This is a genomic window from Brucella sp., assembly GCF_032066345.1.
In the GTDB taxonomy this organism is placed as follows: Bacteria; Pseudomonadota; Alphaproteobacteria; order Rhizobiales; family Rhizobiaceae; genus Brucella; species Brucella pseudogrignonensis.
Genome location: NZ_DAMBKZ010000028.1, coordinates 1 through 21,561 on the forward strand (window position 1 = coordinate 1; position 21,561 = coordinate 21,561).

Consider the following 21,561-nt stretch of genomic DNA (forward strand, 5'->3'; position numbering starts at 1 on the left):
TCAATCCGGGCAATGTCGGCTTCAAGGACAAGAAGGACAAGCAGTTCGCCGATATCGTTGAAATGGCGATCCGTTATGACAAGCCTGTCCGTATCGGCGTTAACTGGGGATCGCTCGATCAGGAATTGTTGACCACGCTGATGGATCGCAATCAGGCTGAGGGTGCGCCTTTGAGCGCGCAGGAAGTCATGCGTGAAGCCATTGTTCAGTCGGCGCTGATTTCGGCAAATCTTGCAGAAGAAATCGGCCTTAGCCGCGACAAGATCATCCTGTCGGCCAAGGTCAGTCAGGTGCAGGATCTGATTGCCGTTTACACAATGCTTGCACAGCGCTCCGATCACGCGCTGCATCTGGGCCTCACCGAAGCGGGCATGGGCACCAAGGGCGTTGTCGCTTCGTCGGCTGCCATGGGTATCCTGCTTCAGCAGGGCATTGGGGATACGATCCGTATCTCGCTGACGCCAGAGCCGGGCGGCGACCGCACGCGTGAAGTGCAGGTGGCACAGGAACTGCTGCAGACCATGGGTTTCCGTCAGTTCATTCCGATTGTTGCCGCGTGTCCGGGTTGCGGACGCACGACCTCAACCGTGTTTCAGGAACTGGCGCAGAATATTCAGGACGATATTCGTCGCAGTATGCCTGTCTGGCGCGAGAAATATCCGGGTGTGGAATCGCTTTCGGTCGCAGTCATGGGCTGCATCGTCAACGGTCCGGGCGAATCGAAACATGCTGATATTGGCATCTCGCTTCCCGGCACGGGCGAAACGCCGTCCGCACCGGTCTTTGTCGATGGCAAGAAGGTTACGACGCTGCGCGGACCTGAGATTGCCGCCGATTTCCAGAAGATGGTTGCCGAATATATCGAAAACCGTTTCGGGCTTGATCGAAAGATCGCTGCTGGCCAGAACTGATTTCAGTTTGATACTGGGCGCGTTGCGACCTCCGGCATTGATTTACGGGTCGCAGCCCAGAATATGAGTGTGAAGAGGCTAATGCCAGCACCCAGCAGGCAGACACCGTTCCAGCCCGCATAAGCATAGATCCATGTTGAAAGTGCCGAGCCGCTTGCGCTGCCGATGGAATAGAAAACCATATAGGCAGCGGTGAGTCTGTTCTGTGCCTCGGGCCGCACGCGATAGATCATTGCCTGATTGGTGACGTGCACAGCCTGAAGCCCGAAATCGATGACGAGCACACCTGCAATCAGCCAGAGCAGTGAATAATCGAGCAGGGCAATTGGTATCCACGATAACAGCATCAGCGTGAGCGCGATGCCGGTCACGCGCTGAGCCTGCCCCCGGTCCGCAGCCACGCCCGCACGAGAAGCGGCCAGCGCACCTGCGGCTCCGGCCAGGCCGAACAGTCCGATTTGCGCATGGCTCAATTCAAAAGGCGGTGCGCTGAGGGGTATGACGAGCGGCGCAAGCAGCGTGGTGATATCAGCAAAGATCAGCATGGCAATGATTGCGCGGACACGGAGCACGGGTTCGGAGCGGAACAGCGTTACAAGTGACAGAATAAGCGCGGGGTAGGAGACGCTGGTCGTTTGACGATTCTGTTGTGGCAGGTTGCGCCATAGAAGTAGCGAAATCAGCAATGTGAGTGCTGCGGAACTGAAGTAAACGCTGCGCCATCCGCCAATATCGGTGAGCGCGCCAGCTATGGCGCGTGCCAGCAATATGCCAAGTACGATGCCGCTTGTGACAATCCCCACCACATGACCGCGCCGCATCGGATCGGCAAGGCTCGCCGCATAGGCAACGAGTGCTTGTGTGACAACAGCCAGAAGCCCCGTCGTGGCCATTGCCAGCAACAACATGGTCGCAGTTCCTGCAAAGCCAATGACTAGAAGCGATAAGACCGACAGCAGGAAATGCGTGAGAATCAGTTTTCGCCGGTCGAAAAGATCGCCAAGGGGCACCAGAAAAATGAGGCCGATTGCATAGCCGACCTGGCTAGACGCAATGATAAGGCCGGCGGTTGAACGTTTAAGCCCCATATCATCTGACATCACATCAAGAAGCGGATGTGCGAAATAGACATTGGCCACAGCGAGGCCACTGGCAATGGCAAACAGCAGCAGTGTCGCTCGGGAAAGCGAAGGGCGCACAAGGTCGTTCGCGGCAGACGGTGCTGCCGCGCTGGGATAGGACTGCATGATTGGCTCCTGCAAAATGGTTTTAAAATGAAACCATTTTGCTTTTAGCGTGATTGGTTTTATATTGCAACCAAGTTGCAATGCATGGAGTAAACATGGTTCGCAAAAAGAGCCTGAAAGGTGACTATTGCCCAAGTGCGCGTGCGCTGGATGTGATCGGCGACTGGTGGTCACTATTGATCGTGCGTGAAGCTTTTGACGGAGTAACGCGGTTCAGCGCCTTCCAGAAGAATCTGGGCATCGCGCGTAACATTCTGGCTGAACGGCTGCGCAAGCTGACGGGCGAGGGCATTATGGAGATGGTGTCCGATCCCAATGGCGGCGCACATCAGGAATATCGACTGACCGACAAGGGTCGTGATCTGTTGCCTGTTGTCGTTGCCCTGCGGCAATGGGGCGAGAACTATCTGTTTGCGCCTGATGAGCCGCATTCAAAACTGGTTGATACCATCAATGGTGAAGGCGTGGCGAAGCTTGAGGTGCGTGCACTTGATGGCCGTCAGCTCTCGGTCGATGACGTTGCCATCATCAAAGTGCGTGAAGACGATCTCTAAGAGTTGGTTTTGACGTGCATCTGGTCCGAAAGCCGTTTCACATTTTTCGGGATGCGCTTTAGCTCTGTCGCTCTGCAATGAAGCGAGCGGCCTGTTTGAGAATCACTGCATCTTCGCCAAATGGTTCCAGCAGGCTTTCCGCCTGAGCCACCAGACCGGAGAGCTGCTTGCGCGTCCAGTCGATGCCATGCAACGCAACGAGCGTGGCTTTGCCTGCCGCCGCATCCTTGCCTGTTGCCTTGCCCATGATCGCCGCATCGGCAGTTACATCAAGAAGATCGTCGGCAAGTTGGAAGGCGAGACCGATGGCCGAACCGAATTCCGCCATGCGTTCGCGGTCTTCGCGCGATGCACCTGCAATGATCGCTCCGGCTTCACAGGCAAAACGAATCAGCGCACCGGTCTTCATGGCTTGCAGCGTGATAATGCCTGCTTCATCGGGTTTGTTATCTTCTGCCATCAGATCAAGCGCCTGACCACCGGCCATGCCGCCAATGCCGGAAGCCCGCGCCAAAGCCGAGACCAGCTCGTTGCGAATGCTGGCGGGAAGATCGGTTTCGTCTGAGGCCACGATGTCAAAAGCGTAGGTCAGCAGGCTGTCGCCCGCGAGAATCGCTGCGGCCTCATCAAAAGCCTTGTGTACGGTCGGTTGACCACGCCGCATATCATCATTGTCCATCGCTGGCAGATCGTCATGGACGAGCGAATAACAATGGATGCACTCAAGCGCGGATGCCACGCGCAGAACCGCATCGCCATGCTGGCCAAAAAGGGCTGCACTTTCTATGACCAAGAAGGGACGCAGTCTTTTGCCGCCATTCAGCACGCCATGACGCATGGCAGCGAGCAGTCGCTCGGGGCGAGCCACTTCGCCGGTGCGCAAACGAAGATCCAGAAGCCCAACCAGCATTGTCTCGACTTCGAGCGCGCGTAGGTTCAGGGATTGAGCAAAATCGACAGACACGTTTTCCATGTCTAAAGGGGATGGACGAAAGCGCTGATTTGGTCAACTGGCCACATCGATCAGCACAGGCTTTTTCATCAAGCGGTCATCAAACAGCGGATTTTGAGCCATAAAGCGCTCAATTTGGTCGCTGAATTCCTGCGGCTGATTATGGAATCAGGTTCATTATTGTTAAGGAATAGTTTATGTCGCTTGAATGGGGCTAAAGCAGTTCAAGCTAACACTCGAGCTGCTTTATCTATTTGTCTTACGCATTTTCGAACGCAAAATCGATTCTCACTTTTGCTGGAAATGCTCTAACAGGCGGTGGACGTGGCAAAAATCATTCTCAAGAGCAAAGATGGTCGCGGTTACTTGGCTGATCCCGTTTGGGGTGGCAGAATTGCCCTCATGCTCAAGATTTTGGTGGTGCTTGCGGTTCTGCCGCTTTTTCTGATCCTGGTCTATTCGGTTCCTTTTGTTCGTCCGATTTCGACATTGATGGTGAAGGACTATGTTCTTCTGCGCGATGTAGATCGGCAGTGGGTGAGCATTGAGGATGTTGCACCTGTTCTTGTGAATTCGGTGATGATGGCTGAGGATGGACAGTTCTGCAGCCATGGCGGCGTGGACTGGCACCAGCTCAGCCTCGTGCTTGATGATGCGGGTGAGGGCGGTCCAAGCCGCGGCGCATCGACCATCACCATGCAGACTGTAAAGAACCTATTCCTGTGGAACGGCCGGTCTTATGTCCGCAAGGGGCTCGAATTTCCTTTGGCGCTGGTCGCCGATGCCGTGCTGTCAAAACAGCGGATTATGGAGATCTATCTCAATATTGCTGAATGGGGACCGGGCATCTATGGAATCGAGGCGGCCGCTCAGCATTACTTCAATCGGCCTGCATCACGTCTGACTGCCCAGCAAGCCGCTTTGCTTGCCGTAACGCTTCCCAATCCCGCTTTGCGCAATCCGGCAAAGCCAACGCGCAACATGCAGCGTATCTCGCGCATCGTTGCCGGGCGCGCTTCCAGGGCTGGGCCCTATGTGACATGCGTTCGATAAACGGCTGGACAGGAAAAAAGATAAGACTCTGACTGGTCAAATGCAGTGAGAGCGTGTATAGGCACGTGACTTTCCGGAATTATGTCCGATGTGACAGGCTCCTCGGGGCCGTGCCGGACGTTTGTTTATCGATCAGTGGAGCTGGATCCATGGCAGTACCAAAACGCAAAACGTCTCCGTCGAAGCGCGGCATGCGCCGTTCGGCAGACGCTCTCAAGGCCCCGACTTACGTCGAGGACAAGAACTCGGGCGAACTTCGTCGTCCGCATCATATCGATCTTAAGAGCGGTATGTATCGCGGCCGTCAGGTCCTCGAAGCTAAGGAATAGTCTTAGGCTGCATCGCAGCTGAAAGATGAATTTCAAAAACGCCGTTTCCGGTCTCCGGAAGCGGCGTTTTTTTGTTCTAATGCAATAGCAACTAAGTATTCTATGTTTATTCAATTTTTTATCAAAAGGTAAAAAATCACAATTTTGCCTTATAAATTAAGAAGCATCACCCTTGTTAGTTATTCAACTTTTTATGGGTTATAAAAATGGATGATGTTATCAAAATTATTATCGGTAACGGCGGTTTATCTGTAAATTCCGGTGTTTCATTTTTTAATGTTGTAAATTGTACATTATATAATGAAGGGTATATTCAAGTTATATCGGATACACCTTCTTTTGTTGGCAGCGTGGAACATGCCTTGCCGGGTGCAATAGCGCATTTTGCGAATAAAAATCTGAAATGATAATTCGGGTGTCTTCAATACAATTCTATGAAACGCCGCGTATATTGATGGGATACGCGGCGTTTTGATCTTCTTATCCGATGTCGGCTGTAAAGCCCGCGCCTTCGATGCCGGCTACGGCTGCTGCTTCATCATTGTCAGATGTATCACCGGAGATGCCGACAGCGCCGATAATTTCGTTTGTGCTGTCTTTAATCAGCACGCCGCCGGGCACGGGCACGATTCTCCCGCCTGAGACGCCTGACAGCCCCTCAAGAAAATGCGGACGGTCTTTGGCCTGATTGTGGAGCCAGCGTGAGCCAGTACCGACAGCCAGTGCGCCGAAAGCTTTTCCGGATGCAATTTCAAAGCGGAGAATCGAAGTTCCGTCCTGTCGCTGAAAGGCTTTCAGATGGCCGCCTGCGTCGAAAACAGAAACGACGATCGGCTTCAACTGCAACTCGGCAGCCTTGGCAAAGGCGCCGGTAATGATCGCATTGGCATTATCTAATGTCAGGCTTGGCATAGAAATCTCCTTTGATTGCATGAAGCTAATCTAACGACTGTTGAAGGACACGTATGGTGAAAACTATATGTGTGGAGAAGAAACTGATTATCGTTTTGAGCGAAGGTGCCAAACCCGCGGACACGCCAGAGCTTGCCAAGGTGTCTGTTTTGGTCTTTCTCTGTCGGTGATTTTTCAAGGAGGAAAGAATGACTGCATCGCAAAGCCAGAAAGCCATCATTATTGCCAGCGCAGCCCGAACAGCGGTGGGCGCGTTCAATGGCGCTTTCGCAAATGTGGCTGCGCATGAACTGGGCGCAACAGCAATCAAGGCAGCTCTTGAGCGCGCAGGCGTGGATGCTGCTGATGTGGATGAAGTCATTCTCGGTCAGGTGCTGACGGCAGGCGAGGGGCAGAACCCGGCACGGCAGGCTGCGATGGCAGCAGGATGCCCCAAGGAAACGACTGCATTCTCGATCAACCAGCTTTGTGGGTCAGGCCTGCGTGCTGTCGCACTCGGTATGCAGCAGATTCTGTCGGGCGATGCGAAGATCATTGTGGCAGGCGGTCAGGAATCGATGTCCATGGCACCCCATTGCGCGCATTTGCGTTCCGGCGTGAAGATGGGCGATTTCAAGATGATCGATACGATGATCAAGGATGGCCTGACGGATGCCTTCAATGGCTACCATATGGGTATCACCGCAGAAAACATCGCCAAGCAGTGGCAGCTCAGCCGCGATGATCAGGATCAATTCGCATTGGCATCGCAAAACAAGGCCGAAGCTGCACAGACCGCAGGTCGTTTCGAGGATGAGATTGTTCCGTTTGCCGTAAAGAGCCGCAAAGGCGAGACGATTGTATCTGCGGATGAATATATCCGCGTTGGTGCAACAATCGAGGCGCTGACCAAGCTCAAGCCTGCCTTTGACAAGGAGGGCACGGTTACGGCTGGCAATGCATCCGGCATTAATGACGGTGCGGCGGCTGTTGTCCTGATGGATGCGGATGAAGCTGAAAAACGCGGAGTCGAGCCGCTTGCGAAGATCGTTTCCTGGGCAACAGCGGGTGTCGATCCATCGATCATGGGGACTGGACCAATTCCTGCTACCCGCAAAGCGCTTGAAAAAGCTGGGTGGACGGTCGCCGATCTGGAACTGGTTGAAGCGAATGAAGCCTTTGCAGCGCAATCCTGTGCTGTCGTTCGCGATCTTGGTATTAATCCGGAGATCGTGAACGTCAATGGCGGTGCAATTGCGATTGGCCATCCGATCGGTGCGTCCGGTGCGCGTGTGCTGACGACCCTGCTATATGAAATGAAGCGTCGTGGCGCAAAACGCGGACTTGCAACCCTTTGCATCGGTGGCGGCATGGGTGTCGCTATGTGCGTTGAGCGGTCGTAATACCAAAACGCCATGAGACCAGAACGCCATGAGTATGGCTCATGGCGTTCTGATTATGCTCCAGTGGTGATCGAACTTTTTCAAGGCGCGATGCATCAGCATCTTGAGCCGCTTGGGCATAAGAGGCTCAAAAGTTAACAGCGAGCGTCAGTATCACTGTCTTGGAGCGGCGAATTCTTGCCGCTCTAGGGTGTTTGGATAGGATCAGCCACTATATCTGGTGAGAACAAAGCCGGAAAATATGCGGATCAGCGATTCGTCGCCGATTCGTTCCGGCTTTGGCCTGAAGGTTAATGAAAATCGGTTCTCATGTGACGAAAGCTTTAACTAACTGTCAGGAAATATTGATATTTTATAAATAGACCATCTGTCGCCTCAGCTCGCAGAATGGCTTCCGAGATAAAAGTTAACGCGGCCGCAGGTTTGTTCTGTTTTAGGGCTGATTATTAACTGAGGTGATTCATTATATGGTGGGAATTGAGCGTTCAGCCACTATATGTTGCCGTGAACAAAAGGCGAAGGAAGTTCTGTGAGCGATTCGTCGCCGATTCGTTCCAGAGTCGTTCTATTTATTAAAAGGCACGTTTGTTAAGATGCGGGCTGATAGAAGACCAATCTTCAATCCTGTGTTTTAAAACGGATGGTCATTTGAAAGCCGTTTTGTTCTTTTCAGGGTGCACGCGAGATAAGTTCCGGATAGAACAGTAAAGACTGGATCGTGCCGGAAACGTCCCGAAACATGGATTGAAACTTAACAGGAGCGCTTTCGGCTCAAGTCATATAGTGCTAACGCATGGCTTTACGTATGGCATTTGTTCCGGGAATTCTATTATTGGCATGAACCAACTCCCTGCCCATGATCTGCCGCTGACCTTGAGCGGCCGCGGTGTTACTGCGGTTCTGGGGCCAACCAATACCGGCAAGACGCATCTCGCTATCGAGCGGATGCTGTCGCACGGCAGTGGCATGATAGGTCTTCCGCTGCGCCTTTTGGCGCGCGAGGTCTATAATCGTGTGGTTGAGCGGGTAGGGGCTGCCAATGTTTCGCTGATTACCGGCGAAGAAAAGATCACGCCACCGACTTCGCGTTATTCCGTCTGCACAGTCGAGGCCATGCCACGCCGCACGGATATGCCTTTCGTGGCTATCGACGAAGTGCAGCTGGCAGGCGATCTTGAACGCGGCCATATTTTCACCGATCGCATTCTGCATCTGCGCGGCCGTCAGGAAACGCTGCTTTTGGGTGCAGGCACCATGCGCGGCATTCTTGAAAAGCTGTTGCGCGGGATTACGGTGGTGACGCGTCCGCGCCTGTCGCATCTCACTTATGCGGGTTCAAAGAAGATCATCCGCCTGCCAAATCGCTCGGCGATTGTGGCCTTCTCTGCGGAAGAAGTTTACGCCATTGCCGAGCTGATCCGTCGTCAACGCGGCGGTGCAGCGGTGGTTATGGGTGCTCTTAGCCCACGCACGCGCAATGCACAGGTCGAGCTTTACCAGTCTGGCGATGTCGATTTTCTGGTTGCGACCGACGCGATTGGCATGGGGCTCAATCTCGATGTTGATCATGTCGCCTTTGCACAGAATCGCAAATTCGATGGCTATCAGTATCGTGACCTGACACCGGCTGAGCTTGGACAGATCGCAGGCCGCGCCGGGCGTCATCTGCGCGATGGTACATTTGGTGTGACTGGGCAGGTGCGCCCGCTGGACGATGAAATGGTCGAGCGGGTTGAAGCCCATGACTTCGACCCTGTGAAAGTTATGCAATGGCGTACAGGGCGTTTCGATTTTTCATCGTTGAGTGCGTTGCGTTATTCTCTGGAAACGCCGACGCCGATCGAAGGACTGACCAAGGCGCTGCCTGCTGTTGATCAACAGGCGCTTGAAAATTTGTCAAAAGACGAAGACATTGTGCGGCTTGCAAATTCGCCTGCGCGGATCGAACTTTTGTGGGATACCTGTGCGCTCCCCGACTATCGTAAGATTGCGCCGGCACAACATGCCGATATCATAGCAACCATCTATCAGGATCTGGTCCGCCGAGGGAGCGTTGATGAAGATTATATGAGCGAACAGGTGCGCCGCGCCGACAGTACAGAGGGGGAAATCGACACTCTGTCTCACCGCGTGGCGCAAATCCGTACCTGGACTTTTGTGTCGCACAGGCCGGGATGGCTTGCCGATCCGACACACTGGCAGGAAAAGACGCGCGAAATTGAGGACAGATTGTCCGATGCGCTGCATGAAAGGTTGACGAAACGCTTTGTAGACCGCAGGACAAGCGTGCTTATGAGGCGCCTGAGAGAGAATGCCATGCTAGAAGCAGATATCAGCTCGACCGGAGACGTAATTGTCGAAGGCCATAATGTCGGGCAACTGGAAGGATTCCGTTTTACAGCCGACGTTCAGTCCGATGGACCGGATGCGAAGGCAGTAAAGACGGCTGCACAAAAGGCGCTGGCCGCCGAGTTTGATCGTCGTGCGGAGCGTTTCGCTGCTGCTCCCAACGGCGACTTCGCACTCGGTTCGGATGGCGTTCTGCGCTGGGTTGGGGCAACTGTCGCAACGCTGGTTGCAGGCGACGATGTTCTGAAGCCACGCGCGGTCATTTTAGCTGATGAGCAGCTGACCGGTCCGGCACGCGACAAGGTTGCAGCCCGCATCGAACGTTTTGTGGCGCATCATATCGAAACCATTTTGAAGCCTCTGACCGATCTCAGCGCCGCCGATGCGCTGACCGGCATGACGCGCGGTCTGGCTTTCCAGATCGTCGAGAGCCTCGGCATTCTTCAGCGTCGCGATGTGACTGAGGAAGTCCGTGGCCTTGATCAGGATTCCCGTGCCGCTCTTCGCCGTCTTGGCGTGCGCTTCGGTGCCTATCATGTTTTCATGCCAATGCTGCTGAAGCCTGCACCTGCTGGCCTCATCACGCTGCTCTGGGCATTGAAGAACGATGGTCGCGAACGTGCCGGTTATGGTGACGTGGTCAATGTTCTGGCCGCAGGCCGTACATCGGTTGTCGTCGATCCGGCTTTCGATCATCAGTTCTACCGCCTTGCAGGCTATCGCGTGCTGGGTCGTCGTGCTGTTCGTATCGACATTCTGGAACGTCTTGCTGACCTGATCCGTCCGGCTCTTGCCTGGCGTCCGGGTTCGGGCACTCGTCCGGAAGGCGCTTATGATGGTGGGCGCTTCATCGTCACGCCGGCTATGATGTCCATTCTCGGTGCAACCACCGAAGATATGGAAGAAATCCTGAAGAGCCTTGGCTATCGCCATGAAGCTGCAGAAGCTGCCGCTGTCACAGCAAAGCTCGCTGAACTCGATGCATTTGCGGCTGCCGCCGCGCAAGCGGAGGCTGTTGTTGAAGATACCGTCTTCAAACCAGCTGTTCCTGCTGCCGCACCTGCGAGCGAAGCAAAGCCTGCTGTTCCTGCGGCTGAACCTGTACCTGCACCGGTTGAAGCTGCTGCTGCAGCGGAAGTGTCGGGTGAAGAAAAGCCTGCCGTTCAGCTTACTGAAGCGCCTGTTGAAGAACCAAAGCCTGTTCTTCTGTGGCGTCAGGGCCGTTTTGAAGGCCGTAATAACCGTAATCAGGACCAGAACCGTCAGCGCCATAACCGCCCACAGGGTGGCCAGGGCAATGAGGCTCGCAAGTCTGAAGGCGGTTCGGAAGGCGGCGAAGGCCAGAACGCGCGTGACAATCGTGGTGGCAAGCGTTTCGACAAGAATCGCCGCAACCATGATGGCGAAGGCCAGAACAAGCGCGAAGGCTTCAAAGGCAAGCCACGCGATGGCAATCGCGATCGTCAGCCTAAGCGTGACCATGGCAATAATCATCAGGGCAACAAGCGCGTCGAACAGGAACGTCCGGTACGGATTGATCCCGATTCGCCTTTTGCCAAGCTTCTGGCGCTCAAGGAGCAGTTGAAGAAGTAAGATGACCGGCGAACACGGCGCAAGACAGCGGATCGACAAGTGGCTGTTCTTTGCGCGCGTGGTCAAATCAAGATCGCTGGCGGCGAAACTCGCCGTCGGCGGCAAAGTCCGCGTCAATCGCGATAAGATTGAGCAGGCAGCCTATCAGGTTAAAGTCGGCGATGTTCTGACGATCACGCTTGATCGGCGCATTCTGGTTTACAAGATACTTGCCCCTGGCGAGCGACGCGGTCCAACGCCCGAAGCGCAGCTTCTTTATGAAGACATGACGCCCAAACCTGTACCGGGAGATCAGCTCGCTGAGCCAATACAGCCACGACGCGAAAGCGGTGCAGGCCGTCCAACCAAGAAAGAACGTCGCGAAACTGATCGTTTGCGCGGCAATTAGAGTGAATCCCAATAAGTGGGCTTTGGTTTTCGGGCGTAGATGCGCGTAAAATTGGCCGGATAGAGCATTTCAATTGAAGCAGGAAACGCTCTATGGCGGACGCGATGACGCAGGATAGCGCCTCTGTGCGATAGAAATTGCGTATCAAAGCCTTAAAATAAAAGTCTTTTCCGCGTTTAGGTTCATAAACGAAATGTCGTTTCAGATGTTCGTGACATAGTGATATTGCGGCGATTGGGCTCTTGTCATGGGCAGATAAAGTCGTTACCTCACCGTTGGCGATTGCAAGGGCATGAGCTGGCAAGCAAGCCACACGCCGTAGCCACCATATGCGTGACACATATGTCGTGACCGGAGCGAAATCATTCAGATGTCCGATCTGAGTGTTCGAACAGCCAGTTCAGGATAGATAAGCCGTTCCTTCAAATAGAAGGTTGGCAACAGGAGTTGGACAATGACTTATGTCGTGACCGATAATTGCATTCGTTGCAAATATACGGACTGCGTCGAGGTTTGTCCTGTCGACTGTTTCTATGAAGGCGAGAACATGCTCGTCATCAATCCCGATGAATGCATCGACTGCGGCGTTTGTGAACCGGAATGCCCAGCGGAAGCCATCAGCCCGGATACCGAGCCGGGTCTCGATAAGTGGCTTGAGCTGAATGCTGAATATGCTGCCAAGTGGCCTAATCTGACGGCTAAGAAGGATGAACTTCCTGAAGCCAAGGAAATGGACGGCGTAACTGGCAAGCTTGAGCAGTTCTTCTCGGCAGAACCGGGTTCGGGCGACTAAAAATCGCATTGCGGGCGCGTTTTGTCTGCACGAATGCGCGAATACAGCCTATTTTAAGGGCGTCTAAAGTTGCCGAAAGTAAGATATTTGGCAATTTGTTGATTCTTGCGCAAAATTGTGTTAAGTTGCACAGATAATTTCGGTGACTGGACGTCAACTCGTGGCGCAAACGCATTAATCTCTGAAAGGGCTAGCTTTTTTTACTGGGCTGTATGGCACCGGAACGGATTTTTGCGATTTCGCGTCCGTCCCTAACCAACCTTCCCGGTAGATAAATCTGTGTCCGAGACGCGCTTCCAGTTCAAACCGCAACGACTTCCGTGCCTCTCCCAAGTGGCGCGGTCGATATCATGTGTAAACCGGCGAGTTGCGCCGGGCACAACAGGGAGTATTAGAGCGTATGACATCCCAGCAGAAGAAGACACCGGCTCGTCAGGGTTTCAAGACCGGTGAGTCCATTGTGTATCCAGCTCACGGCGTTGGCCAGATCGTAGCCATCGAAGAGCAGGAAGTAGCCGGCCATAAGCTTGAGCTTTTTGTTATCGACTTTGAAAAAGACAAGATGCGCCTCAAGGTGCCAGTCGCCAAGGCTGTCAGCATCGGTATGCGCAAGCTGTCGGAAACCGACTATGTTGAGCGTGCTCTCAAGGTCGTTCAGGGCCGTGCACGCGTGAAGCGCACCATGTGGTCGCGCCGCGCTCAGGAATATGATGCAAAGATCAATTCCGGCGATCTGATTATGATTTCTGAAGTTGTCCGCGATCTGCATCGTGCTGAAAATCAGCCAGAGCAGTCCTACTCGGAACGCCAGCTGTATGAAGCAGCGCTGGATCGCATGGCGCGCGAAATCGCAGCTGTGAACAAGCTTTCAGATACTGAAGCTGTCCGTCTTATCGAGACCAATCTCGCCAAGAGCCCTAAGCGTACCAAGGCTGATGCCGACGCTGAAGGCGATGTCGACGGTGATGAAGTCGAAGCAGCGTAATCAATTACGCCCGCATTTCTTTACAGCGGTTCCAGTTAAGAATGAATCGTTAGAACCGCTGTAACTGTTTGTTTTTACGCATTATCCGACGCAAAACCGCTTCGCACTTTTGCTGGAAATGCTATAAAAAAGCCCGCCATTCGCGGGCTTTTTATTTATGGGGCGAAGAGTAGCCGCTCTTGCCCAACGAGCTATGTGTCCTATTTTCTTGGTATCTCAAAGATTTATCGCACTCCGGATGGAACCGGAGGGTACTTTCTGCGTTCTTCTCAAACCAGTTCGTAGCGGGTTTGTTTTGCGGCGTACCAGTCTGGCCTCAGGACAGGTCTGTGAAAGGCAGTTTGAACGAATACAAGATGTTCATTCAATTGTTCTTTGCAGAGCTGGAATAGTTTCAGTTTCGGGCCTCAGATTTCCCTGAGAGCACCGCAGCCAGAACAGGAGAGCCAGATGAAGCAGTCATCAATGAGCAGTTCCTCCACCGTTCCGCCGACACGCTTGCCGATATCTGCGCGCAGCATTCAAGCGCCAGCTGCATCCTCCCAATCGATGATCCGCAATGCGATGTCTGCGCCCTACCTTGAACGCGAAGAAGAACGCGACCTCGCCATTCGCTGGAAAGAAAACAAGGATCAGGATGCGTTGCATCGGATTACCGCCTCGCACATGCGACTGGTAATTTCGATGGCCGGTCGTTTCAGAAAATTCAAGCTTCCGATGAGCGATCTCGTTCAGGAAGGCTATGTTGGTCTTCTGGAAGCAGCTGCCCGTTTCGATCCTGATCGCGAAGTGCGGTTTTCCACCTATGCATCATGGTGGATCCGCGCATCGATGCAGGACTATATCCTGCGCAACTGGTCGATTGTGCGCGGTGGTACCAGCTCGGCGCAAAAGTCTCTTTTCTTCAATCTTCGTCGTCTGCGCTCCAAGCTTGCGCAGGAAGACGAGACGATGAGCAAAGCCGATATCTATCGCGAAATTTCGACCCAGCTCGGGGTTTCGGCAACAGATGTCGAGTTCATGGATAGCAGGTTGTCTGGTTCCGATAGTTCATTGTCGGCATCAATGAATAATGATGAATCAGGCACTTCCACACGGATGGATTTTCTCGTCGATGATCATCCTTTGCAGGATGAAGTCGTGGAAAGCACGATCGATATGGAGCGTCGCGTCAGCTGGCTTCATACGGCGCTTCATGCGCTGAACGAACGTGAGCTGCACATCATTCGCGAGCGTCGGCTCGACGATGATGGCGTGACGTTAGAAGCACTGGGCGAAAAGCTCGGTATTTCCAAGGAACGCGTTCGCCAGATTGAAAGCCGGGCAATGGAAAAGCTTAAACTGGCGTTACTCGACCAGCATGAGATGGCGGCTTATCAGGCCTGATTTCCCTGAAGTCGGGCTGACCAATCTTCGACCTTGCGATTTTCAAGGCGGCGGATAGCGTAGCGCTTCCAGCCGTCCGCAAGGTGTGGAATCTGGGCCATCAACGCCAGCTCCTCATAATTGAGCATGTCCACATAGAGCAGATGCCATACGCGATGCAGCGTCCATTCCGGTGACAGGCGCTCGACGAGGCGCATCGTGTCGCCTTCGCTGACTATACCCTCTTCAACAACCCGGTAATACCAGCCACTGCGGCCGCTCTTCTGTACGCGGATTGCCATATCCGTAATGTCGAAGCGGGCATTGAGCTTCCAGCAAGGCTGGCGGCCCTGCGAGACTTCAACGAGCGCACTCCCAAGGCGGAAACGATCGCCAACCGCCACATTATGCTCGGTCAGTCCGGTGGTGGAAATGTTTTCGCCAAAGGCACCGGGCATTTCGAGACGCGGATTTTCACCAACATCGTCAACCCAGGTTGCATAATGATCGTGCGGGTAATGATGGACGGCCTTTTCGGGGCCGCCATGCACTTTCCTGTCGCCCTGTGCGTCGCATTCGAGCCCCTCACGCAGCAAACGAACGGGGCCGGATACCGGCTTCTTATCGATGCCGCTCGGTGCGCCACGCGGTCCCAGTGGAGCGATCTGGCCTGCAAGCAATGACTCGACGATGACTTCCATGGGCTTAAAACGTCTCGTGATTTAAACTATTCATGCGACATGCGTTATTCACTGATGATCTTGACGCGATCACCTACGGAAACTGTCGCGCCCGCCGACATGGCATTGAGCAGGCGGAAGAGTTCAAGTTTACGCGTTGTGCCCTGCATACGCGCGGACAGGCTGCCCATTGTATCGCCGGGCTTCACTGTCACGACACGGATACGCAATGGCTTGAGCGCTTCCTTTTCGGTCGGCGTCAGTAGACGGAAGGACTGTGTTACGGTCTGCGATGCAGGCTGCAGAGCAGTGCTGCCTTTTGGAGCAGCCGTCAGGAAGCGATAGACCTTATTGTTGGTGCCGATCACCACAATGTCGAACTGCCAGCGATCAGCGCTTGCGCTCGCAGTTGCAGCAGGCATGCCGTTGATCGTGATCGGACGGATCGAGCTTTCATCAAGACCTGTCACCCAGCCCGACTTGATATAATCGGTGAGGTTTGAGCCGGAAGGCAGCGATGCGCCGTCAAAGCGGATTGCCACTTCGCCCGGACCGCTCGCCATGACGGCATTGGCAGAATTGTCGATGGTGAAGCCAGCAGGAGCCGTAAAGGTTACGCCGAGCTTTGGATGGATGAAGGTCTGCTCACGCACATAGCCTTCATTTGGCGAGTCGCCGTAAAGCAGCCCGTCGATACCATTGAGGAAGGAATCGCGATCCGTGGTGCCGACACCCGGCGCACCGATGCGGCGCGCGTGGCCGAGCGCAAGCTGAATGCGCTGTGGCGTTGCCGGGTGGCTTGCAAGGAAGTCGAGGCTTGCATCGGTTGCACCCGATACGGAGCGGAAATCGGTATAGGCTTCCATCGACTGCAGGAAGCGGGCGGAGGCAAAAGGATCGTAGCCTGCTTCGCCAATCATCTTGATGCCAATAGCATCGGCCTGCAGTTCCTGATTACGCGAGAACTGTGCAAGACGAAGCTTGCCGCGGATGGTTGCTTCGCGGCTTGCGCTCTCATTATGCAGCACTTCGGTTGCGACACGACCCGCAATAGCCGTTTCGGCTTCCTTCTCCTGACGAAGAATGCCGTGATTGGCAACGACGTGACCCATTTCATGCGCGATGACGGCTGCGACTTCAGACGAGTCGTTGGCCAGCGCCAGCAGGCCCCGCGTTACGTAAAGAAAACCGCCCGGCAAAGCGAAGGCATTGATGTTGGGGCTGTCGAGGATTGTGATGCGATAGGTCTGATCCGGCTTGTCGGAAACCGTTGTCAGATTGCCGACGATTTTGGCGACCATGCGCTCAAGCTTCGGATCTTTATATTCGCCGCCATAGGTGGCGAGGATGCGCGGATGCTGTTGCGCGCCGATCTGTGCCAGCCGGTCGTTACGAGTCACGTTTTCAACAGTGACAGGATTTGAGGAAGGCTGCAGCCCAAGATCTTTGCTTGAATTGATCGACTGACAGCCTGAAATCAGGCTGACAGCAAGCAAGCCAAAACCAATGGCTGGTTTCCGCCAATTGCGCTGTGCCCGTTCTGGCAGAGAAAGGGGGAGACACAGGGAGGCCCGGAGACGGGTCGTGTGACGGAACAGTATTTTACCCTCGCAATTGAATCAGCACCGATAGCATTGGCGCAAATCTAGCCATAGACTGAAGTACCTACAAGAAGTAGATCAGTCCTCAAAGCCGTTCTTCAAGGCGAATGCGAACAAAATATGTCCACAGCGTTAACTCTATTTGAGCTTTGAGGTTTCACCACCGATATAGTGTTTCAAAGCTTCCGGTCCAGATGGCGACAGCAACTCATGGGCAGGGCCTTGTGCGGAAATTCGGCCATTGTCGAGAAATAGCAACAGTGCGTCGAGATAGAGCGCGTCTTCCGGCGTATGCGTGACCATCAGAACGGTCATGCCGTTTTCCTTGTGCAGCTCCCTCACAAGATCGAGCATCTGGTGCCGCAGAGCAGGGCCAAGCGATGCGAAGGCTTCGTCCAGCAATAAAACGGGTCTTGCCCGTACCAGCGCGCGTGCAATTGCGACGCGCTGGCGTTCGCCGCCCGAAAGCGCTTCGGGTTTGCGGTTCTCTTTGCCTTTCAGCCCCACACGCTCCAGTGCCGTCGCGATAGCGGCGCGGTCCTGCTGGTTGAGCTTCAGGTTCGGAGAGCGGCCAAGCCCGACATTCTGTTCAACGCTCAGATGAGCAAACAGATTGTTTTCCTGAAACACCATCGATACGGGCCGAGATGCTGGCGGCAGGCTTGTTACATCTTCATTGCCGATTTTGATTTGCCCTGACTGCGGGGTTTCAAAACCGGCGATCAGGTTCAGCAGAGTGGATTTGCCAGAGCCGCTGGGTCCGACAATGGCTGCAATCGCACCGCCCGGAATGGTCGCTCTGAATTCCATCACTGTTTCGCCATAGCTGAAACGCACATCATGGAGCTTGATTTCGCTGAGGCTACTCTTGCTGAGCGCATTCATGGGAGCGGTATTTCCTTTCGGGACGCGGCTGCGCGGTCGGCAATCATCATCAGACAAAGACATAAGATTCCGAGGATCAGGGCAAGGCCGGCTGCATCGAATGTGCGGTAGCTGCCCATACGCTGCAACAGCAGATAGGGTAGGGTTTGCAGCGCGTCGCTGCCAAAAAGCGCAATGGTTCCGAGATCACCAAGCGAAAGCGCCATCGCAAATGCGAATGCCATACCGAAAGGCCTGCGAATGGCTGGCCAGTCGATGAGCCGCAACCGGTTGAAGCCGGATATGCCGAGCTGCGCGCAAAGTCGATTATGACGAACAGCTGATGTATCCCATGCCGGACGCAGCAGGCGCACGGCAAAAGGCATTGCCATTGCCGCATTGACTGTCACGACCATGAAAGGGGCCATCGTGAATGGGTCGGTGAAGTGACGCAGCAAAATAAACCAGCCAGCACCAATGACGATAGGCGGCATCACAAGGATGAGGCTTGCACCCGTATCGAAGAAATTAGCCAAGCGCCTGCTTTTGGTTGCTTCGCGCGCTATCACAAGGGAAAGCGATAGGATGACGGCAAGAAGCGCTGCGCCAAATCCCAGAACAACGCTGGTGCCAATAGCAGTTAATACGGCTCTTTCGCTCATCAGGCGCATGAGATCAGCGGCAAGACCTGACACCACAATGCCCGCAACGGGCAAGGCCACATAGAGAAAGCCGATGCCAATCGCAACGATGTTCAAGAGGCGTTCAAGGCCGTCTGGCCTGCCATAGCGGCGTGGGGCAGTGGTGAGAGTGAAACCCTCTTCCGAAGGTCGACCTGTGAGGCGTAAGGCTGCGATAATCAGGACGGTGAGTGTCAGCTGCGCCAATGTGAGTGCCACGGCGCGTGCTGGATCAAAGTCGAAGTGCAGGCTTTGATAGATTGCAACTTCTAGCGTCGTGGCGCGTGGTCCGCCGCCGAGTGTGAGAACCGTTGTGAAGCTCGTTACACAGAGCATGAAGATAAGGCCGATCATGCCGGGCAGATTGCGCCTTATGGTCGGCCATTCAATCAGGCGAAAGCGAGCTCTGCCCTTCATGCCGAGTTGTGCTGCGAGTTTCCAGTAGTCAGCGGGAATCGATTCATAGGCTGCCAGAATGAGCCGCACCGCCAAGGGCATATTGAAAAACACATGCGCGATCAGAATGCCCGTCAAGCCGTAAATATCGGGTTGTACTGGATATCCCAGCGTCTGCGATAGCTGCGCGATAAAACCATTGCGCCCGTAAATGCTGGTAATGCCGAGCACAGTTACAAGGGCGGGCAGGGCGAGCGGCAGCGCGAAAAGGCGTAGGATCAGCCCGCGGCCCGGAAAACGGCCTTCCGAATAAAGAGCGCGCGCGACAGGAATGGCGAATAACACCGAAAGCAGGCTCGACAGAACCGCCTGCCAGATCGTGAAACGTGCAATACGCTGAAGATAGGGATCAAAAAATATGCTGAAGCTAAAGCCGCTGGCCTCAAGCCCCAGAGCGATTAGTGAGCCGCCGACCAGACTTGCCAGAAAGCCAAGCGCCAGCACGCCCGCAAGAGATTTGATTGCGGGCGTTGTCTGGACTGGCCGGGTTCTGGTCAGCGTTTCACTCATTTGCTGGAAGCTGCCAGCCATTCATCGACCCAGGCCTTGCGGTTCTTTGCAACTTCGTCTGCCGGGATGAGAAGTGTCTTTTCCGGCTTCGGCAGTTTGTCGAAGGCGGCAGCAAGAGGTGCAGATGTTTTGCCTGCCGGGAACATCCAGTTGGTTTCAGGGATTACATCCTGAAAGCCTGGGCCGGTCATAAATGCGAGGAATTTCTGCGCCAGCGGGTTTTTTGCACCCGTTGTTGTCTGGGCGGCAAGCTCAATCTGAAGGTAATTGCCTTCAGGATAAGCCAGCGCCTTATAGCGTTCCGTATTCTCGGCAATCATATGGTAGGCAGGGGAGGTGGTGTAGGACAGCACCATTGGCGCTTCACCCTTGGTGAACAGGCCATATGCTTCCGACCAGCCCGGAGTAACCGTGAGAATGCGCTTCTGCAACTTTTCCCATGCTTCGCCTGCCTGATCGCCATAGACCGATTTGATCCAGAGCAGAATGCCGAGGCCCGGTGTCGATGTGCGCGGATCCTGAATGACTATCTTTTGCGAAGGATCGCCTTCGACCAGCTCTTTCAGGCTTTTGGGCGGATTTGGCAGTTTCTCGGAATCATAGACGATGGCGAAATAGCCGTAATCATAAGGTATGAAAATATCGTCCTTGAAGTCGCCCGGCACTTTGACATTGGAAAGATCAATGCCGCTTGGCGCGAAATAGCCCGTGGCGCGTGCTTCCGTGGTCAGGTTCGTGTCGAGGCCAAGGACGATGTCCGCTTTGGTATTGCCGCCTTCAAGCTTCAGGCGATTAAGCAGTGCTACGCCATCAGCCGATGCCACCCATTCCAGCTCGCAATCGCATTCTTTCTCGAAGTTTTCCTTGACCTTTGGGCCTGGACCCCACTCGGAAACGAAGCTGTCATAGGTATAGATGGTCAGCTTGTCTTTGGCCTGTGCAACAGGCGCAAAGGCAAAAGCTGCGGTCAGCGACAGGGTAAGCAGAGATAAAAGCCGCATAACGGCATTCCTTTCTTTTATTCGAAAAGATTGAGCGCCGCTTGGGAAATCGGTCAGCATCTAATCCCTCCGCCGGTACAAACCGGATCAGGTTCAGCGGGTTAGCCGGAGTGCGGCCTCTCAGCCATTCAGAGATTGAATGGCACCCCGTTAGAGCAGGGCTGACAATAGATGTTTGCATCACGAAGGGCAAGGGATCGCAATGCGGGCTTTCAGCTATAATTTCTGCATGTTATGAGCGGTTTATGAGCACATTTGTCATTCTACTCGGCGGCGATCTCGTCGTCACGGATCGCCTGAAAAGCCAGATTGCAGGAGCGCGTGTTCTTGCGGCGGACAGTGGCATACGTCATGCGGCCGCGCTGGACGTGGAGCCGGAACTGTGGCTGGGGGATTTCGATTCCGCTTCCGATGCTTTGCAAAAGCAGTATGCCCATGTGCCGCAGAAGAGTTTTCCGCGCGCCAAAGACATGACCGATGGTGAGCTTGCGCTGTCGGAAGCCTATGAGCGTGGCGCCGAAAAGGTCATTTTGTGCGGCGCTTTTGGCGGCGCCCGCACCGATCATACGCTGTTGCACCTCACCATGGCGACAGCTCAGGCAGCGGACGGTCGCAACATTCTTCTCTCAAGTGGAGAGGAAGAAGCATGGCCGCTGGTGCCGGGTGATTATCTCTATGATTTTGCAGATGGCACATCGTTCAGCGTCATAAATTTCTGCACAGTTGAAGGTTTGTCGATCAAAAATGCCGAGTGGCCGTTAGATAATGTGACACTGCCTTTCGGCTCTTCCTGGACCGTATCCAACATTGTGCGTGGAACTCTTTGTGTTTCCGTGCGTTCTGGTCTTGCGATACTCGTAGCTAACTTTGGTGAAGAGACCCCGCTTTAGGATGGCTGCTAACCTTATCAATTGAAACTGCTTGACGCTGACGGTCGAAACGTATTGTAAATGTTC

Annotated in this window: 20 protein-coding genes and 1 riboswitch; of the genes, 12 read left to right on the plus strand and 8 right to left on the minus strand. The window is 54.3% G+C overall.

Annotation, left to right across the window (positions count from 1 at the left end; genetic code table 11):
- Positions 1–911, plus strand: a 911-nt coding sequence (ispG, locus tag RT142_RS22205) for a (E)-4-hydroxy-3-methylbut-2-enyl-diphosphate synthase (RefSeq protein WP_313031586.1), incomplete at its 5' end; no start/stop codon positions are given.
- A 2-nt stretch (positions 912–913) separates the two neighbouring features.
- Here the strand turns inward: ispG and RT142_RS22210 are convergent.
- Positions 914–2,158, minus strand: a complete 1,245-nt coding sequence (locus RT142_RS22210; RefSeq protein WP_313031590.1) for an MFS transporter — start codon at positions 2,156–2,158, stop codon at positions 914–916.
- 95 nt (positions 2,159–2,253) lie between these two features.
- On the opposite strand from RT142_RS22210, the gene RT142_RS22215 reads away from it, so the two are divergent.
- Positions 2,254–2,712: a helix-turn-helix domain-containing protein gene (locus tag RT142_RS22215; protein WP_313031591.1), complete on the plus strand. Its 459-nt coding sequence runs from the start codon at positions 2,254–2,256 to the stop codon at positions 2,710–2,712.
- A gap of 58 nt (positions 2,713–2,770) precedes the next feature.
- On the opposite strand, the gene RT142_RS22220 is transcribed toward RT142_RS22215, so the two are convergent.
- Complete coding sequence (locus RT142_RS22220; RefSeq protein WP_313031594.1) at positions 2,771–3,685, minus strand: farnesyl diphosphate synthase; 915 nt, start codon at positions 3,683–3,685, stop codon at positions 2,771–2,773.
- Positions 3,686–3,988: 303 nt separating this feature from the next.
- Here RT142_RS22220 and mtgA point away from each other — a divergent pair, with 303 nt between their 5' ends.
- The 3 genes from mtgA (at position 3,989) to RT142_RS22235 (ending at position 5,453) form a co-directional block, all read left to right on the plus strand.
- A complete protein-coding gene (gene mtgA / locus RT142_RS22225) occupies positions 3,989–4,717 on the plus strand; it encodes a monofunctional biosynthetic peptidoglycan transglycosylase (RefSeq protein WP_171380024.1) in 729 nt (242 codons plus the stop codon).
- A gap of 149 nt (positions 4,718–4,866) precedes the next feature.
- Positions 4,867–5,046, plus strand: a complete 180-nt coding sequence (rpmF, locus tag RT142_RS22230; RefSeq protein WP_006467787.1) for a 50S ribosomal protein L32 — start codon at positions 4,867–4,869, stop codon at positions 5,044–5,046.
- A 206-nt stretch (positions 5,047–5,252) separates the two neighbouring features.
- On the plus strand, positions 5,253–5,453 hold the full coding sequence (locus tag RT142_RS22235) for a hypothetical protein (protein WP_007876757.1): 201 nt from the start codon (positions 5,253–5,255) through the stop codon (positions 5,451–5,453).
- A gap of 73 nt (positions 5,454–5,526) precedes the next feature.
- Here RT142_RS22235 and RT142_RS22240 read toward each other — a convergent pair whose 3' ends face one another.
- The gene (locus tag RT142_RS22240; RefSeq protein WP_064321077.1) at positions 5,527–5,958 is read right to left on the minus strand and encodes a GlcG/HbpS family heme-binding protein; all 432 of its coding nucleotides are present in this window, start codon (positions 5,956–5,958) and stop codon (positions 5,527–5,529) included.
- A gap of 188 nt (positions 5,959–6,146) precedes the next feature.
- Here RT142_RS22240 and RT142_RS22245 point away from each other — a divergent pair, with 188 nt between their 5' ends.
- From RT142_RS22245 to RT142_RS22270, 6 genes are all read left to right on the plus strand, one after another.
- Complete coding sequence (locus tag RT142_RS22245; protein ID WP_079212298.1) at positions 6,147–7,340, plus strand: acetyl-CoA C-acetyltransferase; 1,194 nt, start codon at positions 6,147–6,149, stop codon at positions 7,338–7,340.
- 837 nt (positions 7,341–8,177) lie between these two features.
- Positions 8,178–11,282, plus strand: coding sequence for a helicase-related protein (locus tag RT142_RS22250; RefSeq protein ID WP_007876751.1), 3,105 nt, complete (start codon positions 8,178–8,180; stop codon positions 11,280–11,282).
- 1 nt (position 11,283) lies between these two features.
- The gene (locus RT142_RS22255) at positions 11,284–11,670 is read left to right on the plus strand and encodes an RNA-binding S4 domain-containing protein (protein WP_313031600.1); all 387 of its coding nucleotides are present in this window, start codon (positions 11,284–11,286) and stop codon (positions 11,668–11,670) included.
- Between the two features lie 454 nt (positions 11,671–12,124).
- Positions 12,125–12,463, plus strand: coding sequence for a ferredoxin FdxA (gene fdxA / locus RT142_RS22260; protein ID WP_007876747.1), 339 nt, complete (start codon positions 12,125–12,127; stop codon positions 12,461–12,463).
- A gap of 400 nt (positions 12,464–12,863) precedes the next feature.
- Positions 12,864–13,448 carry a CarD family transcriptional regulator gene (locus RT142_RS22265; protein WP_007876746.1) on the plus strand — a complete coding sequence of 195 codons (585 nt, stop codon included), beginning with the start codon at positions 12,864–12,866 and terminating at the stop codon, positions 13,446–13,448.
- A 450-nt stretch (positions 13,449–13,898) separates the two neighbouring features.
- A complete protein-coding gene (locus RT142_RS22270) occupies positions 13,899–14,834 on the plus strand; it encodes an RNA polymerase factor sigma-32 (protein ID WP_007876745.1) in 936 nt (311 codons plus the stop codon).
- Here RT142_RS22270 and RT142_RS22275 read toward each other — a convergent pair.
- From RT142_RS22275 to thiB, 5 genes are all read right to left on the minus strand, one after another.
- Entirely contained in the window at positions 14,825–15,514 is a 690-nt protein-coding gene (locus RT142_RS22275) for an MOSC domain-containing protein (protein WP_105518934.1), read from the minus strand. The two genes, RT142_RS22270 and RT142_RS22275, sit on opposite strands and share 10 nt — an antisense overlap.
- A 44-nt stretch (positions 15,515–15,558) precedes the next feature.
- Positions 15,559–17,040, minus strand: a complete 1,482-nt coding sequence (cdlP, locus tag RT142_RS22280; RefSeq protein WP_313031655.1) for a cell division protease CdlP — start codon at positions 17,038–17,040, stop codon at positions 15,559–15,561.
- 192 nt (positions 17,041–17,232) lie between these two features.
- Positions 17,233–17,979 (minus strand): thiamine ABC transporter ATP-binding protein, encoded by a 747-nt coding sequence (gene thiQ, locus RT142_RS22285; protein ID WP_194780453.1) that lies wholly within the window; start codon positions 17,977–17,979, stop codon positions 17,233–17,235.
- Positions 17,976–19,625 (minus strand): thiamine/thiamine pyrophosphate ABC transporter permease ThiP, encoded by a 1,650-nt coding sequence (thiP, locus tag RT142_RS22290; protein ID WP_313031606.1) that lies wholly within the window; start codon positions 19,623–19,625, stop codon positions 17,976–17,978. Before thiP ends, thiQ begins: the two co-directional genes overlap by 4 nt.
- Positions 19,601–20,605, minus strand: coding sequence for a thiamine ABC transporter substrate binding subunit (thiB, locus tag RT142_RS22295; RefSeq protein ID WP_313031610.1), 1,005 nt, complete (start codon positions 20,603–20,605; stop codon positions 19,601–19,603). Before thiB ends, thiP begins: the two co-directional genes overlap by 25 nt.
- Positions 20,606–20,652: 47 nt before the next feature.
- A riboswitch (TPP riboswitch) is annotated at positions 20,653–20,765 on the minus strand.
- 85 nt (positions 20,766–20,850) lie between these two features.
- Here thiB and RT142_RS22300 point away from each other — a divergent pair.
- A complete protein-coding gene (locus RT142_RS22300) occupies positions 20,851–21,495 on the plus strand; it encodes a thiamine diphosphokinase (protein ID WP_007876738.1) in 645 nt (214 codons plus the stop codon).
- Positions 21,496–21,561: the final 66 nt, after the last annotated feature.